This window comes from Streptomyces sp. NC-S4, from assembly GCF_054353315.1.
Genome location: NZ_CM135937.1, coordinates 4607319 through 4620324, shown reverse-complemented (window position 1 = coordinate 4620324; position 13006 = coordinate 4607319). Strand labels below are relative to the sequence as shown.

Annotated in this window: 14 protein-coding genes and 1 pseudogene; 10 read left to right on the top strand and 5 right to left on the bottom strand. The window is 73.8% G+C overall.

Features of this window, described 5'->3' with window-relative positions:
* Positions 1-311: 311 nt before the first annotated feature.
* From ACXNSR_RS20695 to ACXNSR_RS20675, 5 genes are read left to right on the top strand one after another with little or no spacing between them, the layout of a single operon-like run.
* On the top strand, positions 312-1745 hold the full coding sequence (locus tag ACXNSR_RS20695; protein ID WP_458637026.1) for a rhodanese-like domain-containing protein: 1434 nt from the start codon (positions 312-314) through the stop codon (positions 1743-1745).
* A 41-nt stretch (positions 1746-1786) separates the two neighbouring features.
* Positions 1787-2161 (top strand): rhodanese-like domain-containing protein, encoded by a 375-nt coding sequence (locus ACXNSR_RS20690; RefSeq protein ID WP_458637025.1) that lies wholly within the window; start codon positions 1787-1789, stop codon positions 2159-2161.
* Complete coding sequence (locus tag ACXNSR_RS20685) at positions 2158-2904, top strand: sulfite exporter TauE/SafE family protein (RefSeq protein ID WP_458637024.1); 747 nt, start codon at positions 2158-2160, stop codon at positions 2902-2904. The genes ACXNSR_RS20690 and ACXNSR_RS20685 overlap by 4 nt, the downstream gene beginning before the upstream one ends.
* A 58-nt stretch (positions 2905-2962) precedes the next feature.
* Positions 2963-3547, top strand: coding sequence for a rhodanese-like domain-containing protein (locus ACXNSR_RS20680; RefSeq protein WP_458637023.1), 585 nt, complete (start codon positions 2963-2965; stop codon positions 3545-3547).
* A gap of 56 nt (positions 3548-3603) precedes the next feature.
* On the top strand, positions 3604-3870 hold the full coding sequence (locus tag ACXNSR_RS20675) for a metal-sensitive transcriptional regulator (RefSeq protein WP_030010943.1): 267 nt from the start codon (positions 3604-3606) through the stop codon (positions 3868-3870).
* A gap of 117 nt (positions 3871-3987) precedes the next feature.
* Here ACXNSR_RS20675 and ACXNSR_RS20670 read toward each other — a convergent pair whose 3' ends face one another.
* Positions 3988-4659 carry a TetR/AcrR family transcriptional regulator gene (locus ACXNSR_RS20670; protein ID WP_458637022.1) on the bottom strand — a complete coding sequence of 224 codons (672 nt, stop codon included), beginning with the start codon at positions 4657-4659 and terminating at the stop codon, positions 3988-3990.
* A gap of 48 nt (positions 4660-4707) precedes the next feature.
* On the opposite strand from ACXNSR_RS20670, the gene ACXNSR_RS20665 reads away from it, so the two are divergent.
* The 3 genes from ACXNSR_RS20665 (at position 4708) to ACXNSR_RS20655 (ending at position 8063) form a co-directional block, all read left to right on the top strand.
* A complete protein-coding gene (locus ACXNSR_RS20665; RefSeq protein WP_458637021.1) occupies positions 4708-6324 on the top strand; it encodes an FAD-dependent monooxygenase in 1617 nt (538 codons plus the stop codon).
* Between the two features lie 113 nt (positions 6325-6437).
* Positions 6438-7412, top strand: a complete 975-nt coding sequence (locus tag ACXNSR_RS20660; protein WP_458637020.1) for a CAP domain-containing protein — start codon at positions 6438-6440, stop codon at positions 7410-7412.
* Positions 7413-7598: 186 nt separating this feature from the next.
* The gene (locus ACXNSR_RS20655; RefSeq protein ID WP_458637019.1) at positions 7599-8063 is read left to right on the top strand and encodes an anthrone oxygenase family protein; all 465 of its coding nucleotides are present in this window, start codon (positions 7599-7601) and stop codon (positions 8061-8063) included.
* A 35-nt stretch (positions 8064-8098) separates the two neighbouring features.
* Here the strand turns inward: ACXNSR_RS20655 and ACXNSR_RS20650 are convergent, their stop codons facing one another.
* Positions 8099-8689 carry a TetR/AcrR family transcriptional regulator gene (locus ACXNSR_RS20650; RefSeq protein WP_458637018.1) on the bottom strand — a complete coding sequence of 197 codons (591 nt, stop codon included), beginning with the start codon at positions 8687-8689 and terminating at the stop codon, positions 8099-8101.
* Between the two features lie 48 nt (positions 8690-8737).
* On the opposite strand from ACXNSR_RS20650, the gene ACXNSR_RS20645 reads away from it, so the two are divergent.
* Positions 8738-9571 carry an alpha/beta fold hydrolase gene (locus ACXNSR_RS20645; protein WP_458637017.1) on the top strand — a complete coding sequence of 278 codons (834 nt, stop codon included), beginning with the start codon at positions 8738-8740 and terminating at the stop codon, positions 9569-9571.
* Positions 9572-9729: 158 nt separating this feature from the next.
* Here the strand turns inward: ACXNSR_RS20645 and ACXNSR_RS20640 are convergent.
* The 3 genes and pseudogenes from ACXNSR_RS20640 to ACXNSR_RS20630 form a co-directional block, all read right to left on the bottom strand.
* Positions 9730-9831: pseudogene (locus ACXNSR_RS20640) on the bottom strand (glyoxalase); the annotation flags it as partial.
* A 22-nt stretch (positions 9832-9853) separates the two neighbouring features.
* Positions 9854-10291, bottom strand: coding sequence for a helix-turn-helix transcriptional regulator (locus ACXNSR_RS20635; RefSeq protein ID WP_458637016.1), 438 nt, complete (start codon positions 10289-10291; stop codon positions 9854-9856).
* Positions 10292-10324: 33 nt separating this feature from the next.
* Positions 10325-10735 (bottom strand): VOC family protein, encoded by a 411-nt coding sequence (locus ACXNSR_RS20630; RefSeq protein WP_458637015.1) that lies wholly within the window; start codon positions 10733-10735, stop codon positions 10325-10327.
* A 407-nt stretch (positions 10736-11142) separates the two neighbouring features.
* On the opposite strand from ACXNSR_RS20630, the gene ACXNSR_RS20625 reads away from it, so the two are divergent.
* Positions 11143-12966, top strand: a complete 1824-nt coding sequence (locus tag ACXNSR_RS20625) for a galactose oxidase-like domain-containing protein (RefSeq protein ID WP_458637014.1) — start codon at positions 11143-11145, stop codon at positions 12964-12966.
* Positions 12967-13006 lie beyond the last annotated feature (40 nt).

The following is a 13006-nucleotide window of genomic DNA, read 5'->3' as shown; positions in this document are numbered from 1 at the left end:
GGGCAGCTCGCCCCGCTCGCGGCCCACACCGGCCGCCTGCTGTCCGAACCGGCCGCCCGCGACCGCACCCGGCCGGTGATCGCGGCGTACGAGTCCGGAGTTGGAGTCGTACCGGCCTCCGACGGCGGCGGGCCGTCGCGGGCTCGGCAAGATCCGGAAGAGACGGCCTGGCGCCGGGTGGGCGGGCGGGCGGCCGGGTAGCCGCCGGGTGAGGGTGGGTTCCCATCGCCGCAAAAATACCCCCGGGGGTACCCGTGCTACGCTCGAAATATACCCCCGGGGGTAATTGCCCGGCCGAAAGGAGCAACCGCGTGTTCTTCATCGACACCATCGAGACCGAGGGCCTCGGAAACCGCAGCTACCTGGCGGGCGGCGCCGCCACCGCGGCCGTCGTCGACCCTCCCCGCGACATCGACCGGGTCATCGCGGCGGCCGCCGCCCGCGGGGTGCGGATCTCCCACGTCGTCGAGACCCACCTGCACAACGACTACGTCACCGGCGGCCTGGACCTGGCTCGCCTGACCGGCGCCGCGTACCTGGTACCGGCCGGTGCCCGCGTCTCCTTCGCCCGGACACCGGTGGCGGACGGCGACACGGTGGGCGTCGACGACGGCATCGCGCTGCGGGCGCTGGCCACCCCCGGCCACACCCCCCACCACACCTCCTACGTGCTGGAGGAGCAGGGCCGGGTGGCGGCGGTCTTCACCGGCGGTTCGCTGCTGATCGGCTCGGTGGGCCGCCCCGACCTCGTCGAACCACGCCTGACCGAGGAGCTGGCCCGCGCCCAGCACGCCTCCGCCCATCGCCTGGCCGCCGAGCTCCCCGACGAGACGGCCGTGCTGCCCACCCACGGCTTCGGCAGCTTCTGTTCCGCCTCCCCGTCCGGGGGCGGTGACGCCACCACCATCGGCAAGGAGAAGATCGTCAACGACGCCCTGGTCAAGGACGTCGACCGCTTCGTCTCCGACCTGCTGGCCGGCCTGGAAGACGTCCCCGCCTACTACGCCCACATGGGCCCGGCCAACGCCGCGGGTCCGGATCCGGTGGACCTGAGCACCCCGCCCCTGACCGATGCCGCCGACATCGCCGAGCGGCTGGCCGCCGGGGAATGGGTGGTCGACCTGCGCAACCGGATCGCGTTCGCCGAAGGACACGTCGCGGGCTCGTTCAACTTCGAGGCCGAGGGGAAGATCGCCACCTACCTCGCCTGGATGATCCCCTGGGGAAAGCCCGTCACCCTGCTCGCGGAATCGCCCGCCCAGCTCGCCGCCGCCCAGCGCGAACTGGTCCGCGTCGGCCTCGACCGGCCCGCGGCGGCGGCCACCGGCACGCCCCGCGACTGGATACCGGAAGGCCACGGACCGCGCTCCTTCCCCCGCGCCACCTTCGCCGACCTCGCCACCCACAGCGCCGGGGGCATCCGCGACACCGGCGACACCGGCGACACCGGCGACACCGGATCGCCGACGGTCGTCCTGGACGTGCGCCGCGACTCCGAGCGCGCCGAGGGGTGGATCGCCGGGTCCGTCCACATACCCGTCCACGACCTGCACCGGCGCCTGACCGAGGTCCCGCCCGGCACCGTGTGGGTGCACTGCGCCGGCGGGATGCGCGCGGCGATCGCCGCCTCCCTGCTGGACGCCGCCGGACGTGACGTCGTCGCCGTCGACGACTCCTTCGACGCCGCCTCCGAGGCCGGCCTGCCCCTCACCGACGGCGGCCGAGACCGCGTCCGGGACCGCTGAGCCCGCCCTCCTCCCGCCCCACCGACCCGGAAGGAAGACGGATGTTCCTCTTCCGCCGCGGCACCGCCCGCGTCACCCCCGCCCGCGTCACCCCCGCCCAGGCCCACCGGCGCATCACCGACGGCACCGCCGTACTGCTCGACGTGCGCGAGCGGGCCGAGTGGAACGCCGGACACGTCCCCGGCGCCGTCCACGCACCGCTCTCCCGCCTCCTCGCCGGCGCCGCCCTGCCCGCGACCGCCCACAACCGCCCGCTGGTGGTGATCTGCCGTTCCGGAAAGCGCTCCCGGCAGGCCGCCGAGCTGCTGACCGGCCGCGGAGGAGATGCCGTCGACGTCGAGGGCGGCATGAACGCCTGGGCCTGCGCCGGACTGCCGGTCACCGGCGAGCCCGGAAGCCGCGGCCGACCGGCGTGAGCACGCTCGTCCTCGCCCTCGCCGCCGGAGCCGTCGTCGGACTCGCCCTCGGGGCACTGGGCGGCGGCGGCAGTGTCCTGGCCGTGCCCGCGCTGATCTACCTCCTGGGCTTCACCCCGGCCGCCGCCACCACCGCGTCCCTGATCATCGTCACCGCCACGTCCGCCACCGCCCTCTACACCCACGCCACGTCCGGCAACGTCCGCTGGCGGACCGGCGCCCTGTTCGCGGCGGCCGGCATCCCGCCCGCCCTCGCCGCCGCCACCCTGGCCACCCGCGTCCCCGAACCGGTGCTGACCGCGGCGTTCGCCGCCGTGGCCGGCCTCGCCGCCCGGCGCATGTTCACCGCCCCCGCCCCCGGGCGCCGACCCCGGCCCGTCCGGGCCGTACGGGCCGCCGGGGCGGGCGCCGGACTCGGTTCGGTCACCGGTTTCCTCGGGGTCGGCGGCGGCTTCCTCGCCGTCCCCGCCCTGGTCTCCGTACTGGGCCTGCGCATGCGCGCCGCCGTCGGCACCAGCCTCCTGGTCATCACCGTCAACTCCCTGGCCGCGCTGGCCGCCCGCACCGGTACCCACACCCCGCTGCGCTGGGCGGTCATCGCCCCCTTCACCGCAGCGGCCGTCCTCGGAGCCTGGGACGGCAAGCGCCTGGCCGCCAAGGTCTCCGGCCCCGCCCTCCAGCGGGCCTTCGCGACCGTCCTGCTGGCCGTCGCCGCCCTCATGCTCACCGACGCCCTCCACTGACCCCGCAGCCCGCCCCCGCCCCCCGCCGCCCCTTCCGACAAGGACGGAACACAGGACCATGACCCACCCCCACCCCCACCCCCGCGCCCTCGACGCCGACCAGGCCCACAGCCGCCTGCCCGACCTGATCGTGCTGGACGTCCGCACTCCGGGCGAGTACGCCACCGGTCACCTCCCCGGCGCCCTCAACATCCCCCTCGACCACCTCGCCCGCGCCCTGCCCGACCTTCGCGAGGCCGCCGCCCGCCGCGACATCCTCGTCGTCTGCGCCTCCGGCAAGCGCGCCGAGGACGCCTGCACCACCCTTGCCGGCCACGGCATCACCGCCACCACGCTCACCGGCGGCACCGGAGCCTGGACGGACGGCGGCCACGCCCTCCACCGCCCCGACAGCGACCGGCGCACCACCTGGGGCATGGAACGCCAGGTCCGCTTCACCGCCGGCGCCGTCGTCCTGACCGGCCTCACCCTCGGCCGCCTGCGCCCGGCCTTCCGCCTCGCCTCCGCGGGCATCGCCGGCGGCCTGGTCTACTCGGCCCTCACCAACACCTGCGGCATGGCGGCCCTCCTCGCCAAGCTCCCCCACAACCGCCCCGGCCGGGGTGACCTCGAAGCCGCCCTCGCCGCGCTCCGCGCCCACTGACCAGATACCCCCTGGGGTACCATCGAGGGAGAGTACACAAGGCCAGGAGGCACCCGGTGAAAGTCGACGACGACGCAGTCAACGCAGTCCTCAACCGCCTGCGCCGCGCCCAGGGGCAGCTCGCGGGCGTCATCGCCATGATCGAAGCCGGCCGCGACTGCAAGGACGTCGTCACGCAGCTCGCCGCCGTCTCCAAGGCCCTGGACCGCGCGGGCTTCAAGATCGTGGCCAGCGGCATGCGCCAGTGCATGACCAACGCCGACGAGAACCAGGCCCCCATGACCGAGGAAGAACTCGAGAAGCTCTTCCTCGCCCTCGCCTGACCGGCACACCGAAACGGCCCGGCCCCTCCCCGGGGCCGGGCCGAAGTCGTCCCCCGGCCGCCGCACCCCGGACGCCGCACCCGGGGCGATCCGCGATCCGCGATCCGCGATCCGCCGTCAGCAGACGCCGGGAAGCGCGCGTTCCAGGGCGTCGAACGCACCGTTCACGCGCGCCCGGTGGTCCTCGGCCACATCGGCGGCACGCTCGCCCGCCAGCAGGCGCCGGGCCGTGGCGACGTAGACGGCCCGGTACGCGGCGACGGTCAGCGCTGCCGCGAGGCGGAGGCCGGGGTCGTCGCCCCCGGGGGCGGTCTCGGCCATCGCGTCCCCCAGCGCCCGCTCCACCTCCTCGACACCCTCGCGCGCCCGCGCCCGCAGGGCGGGCGAGTCCAGCACGATGCGCCAGAAGTACGGGAAGTCGTCGCTCACGGCCGCCAGCGGATGGCGCTGGTCCAGGAGTCGGAGCAGCAGAGCGCGCAGAGCCGCAGACGGGGGCTCGCCCGCCGGCCGGTTGCGTACCGCACCCGTGAAGAGCTCGACCGCCTCGGGGATCCGGTCCAGGAAGAGGTCTTCCTTGCGGGGGAAGTGGTTGAAGACCGTCATCGTGGAGACATGGGCCGCCTTGGCGACCTCCGCCACGGTCACCTGGTCGAAGCCGCGCGCCGCGAACAGCATCGTCGCCTCGTCGGAGATCCGCTGCCGGGTCTCGCGCTTCTTGCGCTCCCGCAAGCTCAACGCCCGGTCGGCCGCGCGCTCCACGGAGCCACGTCTCTCAGTTCCCTCGGTCACGGAGAACACTATAGCCACTCAAAAGTTTTAGTGACTAAAGTGAAATCCATGAACTCCATGAGCACGGACTTTGACGTGGTGGTGGCCGGGGGCGGCCCGGTCGGACTGATGCTCGCCTGCGAGCTCCGGCTCGGTGGCGCGAGCGTGGTGGTGGTCGAGCGGCGCACCGAAGTGGACGGCACCGTCAAGGCGGGGTCGATCAACACCTCGACCGCCGAAGCCTTCTACCGGCGCGGCATGCTGCCGGCGCTGGCCGAGGTCCAGCAGCGCTCCGTCGAGCGGTTCCAGGCGTTCTTGCGCGAACAGCGGGAGACCCCGGGGAACGGACGGCCTCCCCGCAAACCGGCCGCTTTCGCCGGGCACTTCGCCGGGATCATGCTGAGCGGGGAGCTGCTGGACACGACCGACCCGGATTTCGTGAACGCCGGTCCCGCTCAGGGCATCAACCTCGTGCCGCAGCAGGAGATCGAGCGCCTGCTCGCCGACCGCGCCCGTGAGCTCGGCGTCCCGGTGCGCGGCGGGACCGAGTTGACGGGGTTTCACGAGGTCGACGGCGGGGTCGAGGTGCGCGCGGCCCGGGTGGCCGACGGGTCCGGTGACGGGTCCGGCGACAGGTCCGGCGACGGGACGGGCGAGGTGATACGGGCGCGCTGGCTCGTGGGCTGCGACGGCGGCCGCAGCACGGTCCGCAAACTCGCCGGGTTCGCCTTCCCCGGTACGGATCCGCAGATCACCGGACACCAGGCGCTCGTCGAGATGACCGGGTCCGAAGCCCTCCGGCCCGGCTGGAACCACACGGACACCGGGATGTACGTGCACGGTCCGATGCCCGGCCGCATCCTCACCGTCGAGTTCGACGGGCCGCCCGCCGACCGGGAAGCGCCGGTCACCGCGGAGCAGTTGCAGGCGAGCCTGCGCCGTGTCTCCGGGGCCGAGGTAACGATCACCGCGGTACGCACGGCCACCCGCTTCACCGACAACGCGCGCCAGGCGGCCGGCTACCGGGCGGGCCGGGTCCTCCTGGCGGGCGACGCCGCGCACGTCCACTCACCGTTCGGCGGCCAGGGGCTGAACCTCGGGATCGGGGACGCGATGAACCTCGGCTGGAAACTCGCCGCGGTCGTACGCGGCCGGGCACCGGAAGGGCTGCTGGACTCGTACACGGCCGAACGGCACCCGATCGGGGCATGGGTGCTCGAGTGGACCAGGGCCCAGATCGCGTTGATGCGGCCGGAACCACAGGCCCGGGCCCTGCGCCGGGTCGTCGGCGAGCTGACCGGGTCCGTCGCCGGCACCACGTACTTCGCCAAGGGGCTCGCCGGAGTCTCGCACCGGTACGACCTTCCCGGCAGCCATCCGCTGGTCGGCCGCAGTGCCCCGGACCTCGCGCTCGCCGACGGGACGCGCCTCGCGGACCTGCTGCACGACGGGCGGGCCCTCCTGCTCGACCTCGCCGACGACGCGGGGCTCAGGGCGCGCGCACAGGGGTACGGCGAGCGCGTGCGGGTCGTCACCGCCGCCTGCCCGGACGGACCTCAGCCGGCCGGGCTGCTCGTACGCCCCGACGGGGTCGTCGCCTGGGCGGCGGGTACCGGGGACGAGCTCGCCGACGCACTGGCGCAGTGGTTCGGCCGGGGCGACGGCCGGGACCGGGGCCACGGATGAGAACCCGGCGCGGCCCCGGCCGCGGATTCCTGTGAGAAAGGTGTTATCCCCGCGCGCCCCACGGGTCTCCTTCAGTGTCAGGCCAGGTGGGCCGTCACCTTCGAGGAGATGCGATGCGGTATCACGACGATGAGTTCACGTACGGCGCGCAGGCGGACGCGGACGCGGACGCGCACGCCGACACGCCCGGTGCCGGTGCCGGTTCCCGGTCGGACCGGCGCGGGCGGGCGCGCGCCGCGGGCCGGGCGGCCGGCGGCCACCGCAAGAGCCGTCGCCGGACCCCCTTGATGGCGGCGGCCGCCGTGGTCCTGCTGGCCGGGGTCGGGAGCGGCTACGCCCTCATATCCGGCGAGGCCCCGCAGCGCACCGCGGCGGCGGGCTCCCCCTCCGCGCTCGCCGGCCGGCCGGACGCGGTGGACGGCCCGCCGACCGCCCCGGCCTCTGCGGCCGCCGCCGACCCCTCGGCGGCGGCCGACGGGACGGCGGGCCCGAGCGCCGCCGCGTCCGCACCCGCGTCGGCCTCAGCGTCCGCGCCCGCCGCGCAGGCGAAGGACGCGCAGCAGCGCTCCGGAGCGCCGGCCACGGACGCCGCGGAACGCGCCGCCAAGCCCACCGCACCGCCGACCCGCGGTACTTCGGGGAGCGGGCCGACGGGGCCGGACCCCAAGGTGCCCGGCCCCCGCACCTCGACGCAGGACGTCGCGACGGCCCAGTCGCTGTCCCTGCAGCTGCTCAACAACGAGCGGGCCGCCGTCGGCCGGCCTCCGCTCGCGCTCAAGCAGGACCTCAGCGACTTCGCCCGCAAGTGGGCCGAGCACATGAGCAAGAGCGGATTCGCCCATTCCTCGTCGGCGGACCGCGCCTACCTGAAGACGGGCTCGCGCACCTGGACCGGCGAGAACATCGTCTGGTTCAGCGATGCCTCGATGACCGCCCAGGAGGCCGCCGAGAAGTTCCAGTCGATGTGGCGCCACAGCTCCGGGCACTACAAGGCGCAGGTCAACCCGGACTTCACCGAGGTCGGCGTGGGCCTCTACCGCGACTCCTCGGGCTGGTGGGGCGTGCACAACTTCTCCGACGGCAAGTGACGCGGTCCCCGCGCACGGCTCCGGGAGCAGGGGACGGGCCAGGGCCGGGACGCCGACAGCCGGTCCTTCTGCCCGTCAGAAGGACTTCCTCTTGGACTTGGTGCGCGGCAGCGCGGACCCTGGTGCACGGGCATGCACCGCCCGCACCCGCCCGCCGTGAGCACCGACGCACAGGAGCCGACGAACATGCGCACACGCCTTCTGCTGGGCCTGGCCCTCCTCTCCACCGGACTCCTCGCCGGCGCGTTCGGCTACGGGGCGGCCAACCTCGTACCCACCTTCAACGCGGTACCGCTCGACATACGGCTGTCGTTCCACACCGAACTGATGAAGATGAACGGCATCACCATGCAGGCGGCGATGGGCGTGTCGATCGTCAGCTCGCTGGCCCTCACCGCCGTGAGCCGCGGCGGTACGCGGCTGCTCGCGGGCGGGGCCGGCCTGCTGGCCCTCACGGCCCTCCTGGTCACCCGGTTCGGCAACGTCCCGATCAACAGCCGGATCAAGGAGTGGGCGCACGGCTCGGCCCCGGCCGATCACACGGAGGTCCTGCGGCACTGGGAGGTCTTCAACGACATCCGCACCGCCGCCGCGGTCGTCGCGTTCGCGCTCCTGGTCTTCACCGCCCTGAGAACGCCGGTCCGCGACTGACCCCGTACCCGGCCGGGCGCCCGGGCCGCCGCCGCCTACGCGTCGGACCGCGCCGCGCGGACGATGGCCGCCGCGGCCTTGGCGGCGGCCAGTACCGGGTCGGTGCTCCGCGCGGCACGGCCGAGCATGAACGCGCCCTCCAGCAGGGCGATCACCGAGGTCGCGGTTTCGTGCGCGGCGGGCCCGGCGATACCGCCGGCGCGGTAGAAGGCGGCGAGGCCCTCCGTCCAGCTCGCGAAGACCTCGGCGGTGGCCAGGCGCAGCGGTTCATGGGTGCCGGCCACCTCCAGCGCGACGGTGGCGAGCGGGCAGGGATCGGTGAAGTCGAGTTCACGCAGGGTCCGCGCCGCGGCCGTGAACGCGTCGCGGGTGACGGCGGCCATGTCCGCGGCCTCCGCCGGGGGGAAGAGCTCGGCGATCAGGGCCAGGTAGGCCGCGCCCGACGTACGGATCACCTCCTCGCCGAGCTGCGACTTGCCGCCGGGGAAGAAGTGGTAGGCGGAACCGTACGGCGCGTCGGCCGCCGCGACGATCTGCTTCATGCCGCTGGCGGCGTAGCCCTGGCGCCGGAACAGCTCGGTCGCGGCGGTGACGATGCGCGCTCTGGTGTCGCCCGTGGTTCTCACGCTCGCTAGTCTCTCACTAGATCGGTCTATCTAGTCGGAGGTAGTCCCTTGCCCGAGATCGAACTGAGCGCAGGCGTCATCGACTTCACGGACACGGGCGGCGACGGCGAGGTCGTGGTGCTCGTCCACGGGCTCGGGTTCGACGAGTCGGTCTGGGACCGGGTGGTGAGCGAACTGCGTCCCGATTTCCGGGTGGTGGTGCCCGTGCTGCCGATCGGCAGCCACCGCAGGCCGATGCGGCCGGACGCGGACCTCTCGGCGCACGGGATCGCCGCCCTCCTGGCCGAGTTCCTGGAGCGCCTCGGCCTGCGCGACGTCACCCTGGTCCAGAACGACGCGGGCACGGCCCAGCTCCTGGTGGGCGTGCGCGACGAACGAGTCGGCCGCCTGGTGCTCACCTCGTGCGAGGCGCTGGAGAACTACCCGCCGGGCATCCAGGGCAGGACCCTGCACGCGGCCGCCCGCATCCCGGGCGGCCTGTTCCTGCTGCTGCAGTCCTTCCGCGTCCCCTTCCTCGTACGGATGAGGAGCTCGTTGGGCGGGATGGCGCACCGGCCGATCCCGTACGCGCTGGTCCGGCGCTGGTACCAGCCCCTGCTCGGCCGGCGCGCGATCCGTCGGGATCTCGCCAAGTTCTGCCGCAGCACCCGGAAGGACACCTACCTCGAGGCAGCGGAGAGGCTCGCGGAATTCGACCGGCCCGCGCTGGTCGCCTGGGGGGCCGAGGACCGCATGATGCCACCCGCCACGGGCCGCCGACTGGCCGAACTGCTGCCGCAGGGACGGTACGTGGAGATCCCCGGGGCGGCCACCCTCGTCCAGCTGGACAATCCGGGCGACCTCTGCGCGGAGTTGCGCCGCTTCATCCGGGAAACCGCCTGAAGCCCGTTCCGCGGCCGCCGTCCGACGGAGGGCTCAGCCGGCGGCCTTGAGCTCGGCGATCAGCGTCTCGTCGGCCGGGGTCGGCGTCGTCAGGGCGTACGAGGCCGGCCACATCGTGCCCTCGTCCAGACGGGCCGGATCGCTGGAACCGAGCGTGGGAGGGCGTCCACGTCCGCCGGCCGGGGGACGGTGAGCGAGAGCGCGAACCCGCGGAAGCCGGACGTCGGTGCTTCCGAGGCCCGCAGGCGGACCTGCCCGCCCGGAGCAAAGGCGGCATGAACATCACGCCAGGTGTGGGGCCGGGGCCGATGCTTCTCGGGTCCTGACCGGTTCGGCCGGTTCGGCCGGCGGTCGGGCGGTGCGTGCATACGCGTCGGGCGCCACGCCGACCAGCTCGGTGAAGCGGGCGTCGAAGATGCCCGGCGTCGGGCAGCCGACGGCGCGGCGGACCTCGCCGACGCCGAGGTCGCCACGGCGCAGCAGGGCCGTCGCACGCTCGATGCGGCGCGCCGTCAGGTAGGCGTACGGGGACGCGCCGTAGGCGAGCCGGAACCGGCGGCCGAGGTGCCCGGCCGCCATGTCCGCGGCGCGGGCGAGCTCCTCGACGTCCAGCGGACGCGCGTACTCCCGGTCGATCCGGTCCCGCACGCGGCGCAGCCGTGCCAGCTCCTTCAGGTGCGATGCCTCGATCAGTGCCCGTCTCCACGCGGGACGGCACATGGTGGACCCCCTTCGTCGGTGTGGGTGCCGGTCCTAGCGGAGCTCTTGGATGCGGATCAGGTTGCCCGCGGGGTCGCGGAAGGCGCAGTCGCGCACGCCGTACGGCTGCTCGGTCGGCTCCTGGACGACCTCGGCGTCGCCGGCCTGGATCTTCTCGAAGGTGCTGTCGAGGTTCTTGGTGGCGAGGAGGATCCAGCCGTAGGTGCCCTTCGCCATCATCTCGGCGATGGTGCGGCGCTCGGCCTCGGTGACACCGGGGTCCACGGCCGGCGGGGCGAGGAGGATGGAGGTGCCGGGCTGGCCGGCGGGGCCGACCGTGATCCAGCGCATCTTGCCCTGGCCGACGTCGCTGCGGACCTCGAAGCCGAGGATGTCGCGGTAGAAGGCCACGGCGGCGTCGGGGTCGTCCTGCGGGAGGGTGCTCATGTGAATGCTGATGTCCATGTCCGTCACCGTAACTGCGCCTGGAGCAGGGGTGCTTCTCGAATCCTGACCGATTCGGCCCCCCCTCCCTCGGCCCCTCCTTCGGCCCCTCCTTCGGCCCCGCACCGGGCCCGCACCGGGCCCGCCCCGGCCTCCCGCGGTCGGCCGTCCCGGCCGCCGCCGGGGTGGGCCGACCCGGGGTCCGTGATCACCACGGGCTGCGGCCGGGCGGGGGACCGGCGGGCGGGCCCGGGGCCGCCGTCGGCGCAGCTCAGGGCGGTGCCGTCACCCGGGCGGCCCGAAGCTCGGACGATCTTCCCGGTGTGCGGCGGCAGACCCGTCGGCATAGGTCTGTGTGCACGGGCGTCGTGGACGCCCCGTGCCCCACACGGGCACTCGTCGCTCCAGCACCCCTGGTGAGGAGTCACATGTCACGTATCAAGCGCCGATCCGCCCGCCGAGCTGCCCGCCGGGCCGCGATCTCCGTGCTCGCGGCCACCGCCGCCCTGGTCACCGCCGTCCCGGCGGCCGCGCACGACGGATCGGCCCGCCCCGAGGAGAAAGCGGCCCTCGGCGCCGAACACGCCCAGGAGCATACGAAGGTCCGCGAGCAGCTCCTCAAGCTGGGCGGGTACTCGCAGCTCGCCCGCATCGACAGCCTGAACTCACTGACCCGGTCCCAGGCGGACGTGAACGCCCGCTTCCACCCCAAGGCGTTCGGGCAGTTCGCCGAGTACTTCCAGTCCCCGGACTTCGCCGCCCACATCGCGATGCTCCCGACCGGCAAGGTGCTGCTCTTCTCCTTCGAGCGCATGGAGACCGACCCGACCGAGGAACCCGCGCCGACCAACACCCTGGGCAAGGCCAACGCCGGACGCGCCTTCCTGTGGGACCCGCGCCGCGGCACCGGGGCGGCCGCCTTCACGAAGGTCACCCCGCCCGAGCTGGTCGTGCCGGACGGCACGGGCGAGAAGCGCCCGGCGCCCTTCTTCTGCGCCGGACACGCCTTCCTGCCCAACGGCATGGTCGGCGTCTTCGGCGGCAACCTCGGTTACGGCGGCGGCGCCGGCGCCAAGCTGTCGCTGGTCTTCGACCCGTGGACCGAGAGCTGGTCCGTGAACAAGGACATGGAGGTCGGCCGCTGGTACCCGTCGGTGGCCGCCGCCCCCGACGGCCGCCTGCTGATCATGTCCGGCCACACCGACCAGGGCTGGGGCACCTCCACCTCCGTCATCGAGCGCTTCCCCGCCAAGAGCCACCCCGTCCCCTTCGAGAAGACCCTGATCCCGAAGGACGTCCCGACGGACACCCTGGCCGTGGACGCGCCCTTCGGTGCCGACAGCGACTACCCACACCTGTTCACCCTGCGCGACGGCAAGGTGTACGGCCTGGGCCGGCACGCCACCAAGCAGTGGGCCTTCGACCCGGTCGCGGAGACCCGTACGGACCTGCCCGCCCGCCCCGACGGCGTCCACCGCGGCTACGGATCCGCCGTGCCGCTGCCCGCCGGTCTGCGCGGCCCGGACTCCGTACTGGTCCTCGGCGGCGACCGGGACGACCCCAACACCTACCGGCTCACGAGCGGCGGCGACTGGGAGAAGCAGCAGCCCCGCGCCTTCGGCCGGACCCAGGACGACACGCTGCTGCTCCCGGACGCGAGCCTGCTGACCGTCAACGGCGCCTACGGCATCCGGGACTACGGCAACGGCGACTACAACCCCAAGTCCGATCTGAAGTACCGGCAGATCGAGACCCGCAACGCGCTGGGCGAGTGGAAGCTGGGACCGGCGCAGCGGCTGCCGCGCGGCTACCACTCCAACGCCGTCGTCCTCCCGGACGGCCGGGTCATGGTCACCGGTGACGAGCTGCAGCAGCTCGCCAACGACCCGAAGATCGACGACGACATGAACGGCAGCATCGAGATCTTCGAGCCGGCCTACCTCCACCAGGGCAGCCGCCCGGCCCTCGACCGCGCCCCCGACGGACCGCTGCGGTACAACAGCGCATTCAACGTGGGGACCTCCACGCCCGACCAGGTCAAGAAGGCCGTCCTGCTGGCCCCGACCACGGCGACGCACTCGCTCAACACCAGCCAGCGCCACCTGGAACTGGGCATCGTGAAGCGCCAGGGGAACACCCTGCGCCTGCAGGCACCGCCCTCGGCCAACGACGTCCCGCCCGGCTACTACATGCTCTTCCTGCTGGACGAGAACGGGGTGCCGAGCGCGGCCAAGTGGGTCTCCTTCCGCTGACCCACCGGGCCTCACGCCCCACACCGCAGCCCCGGGCGCC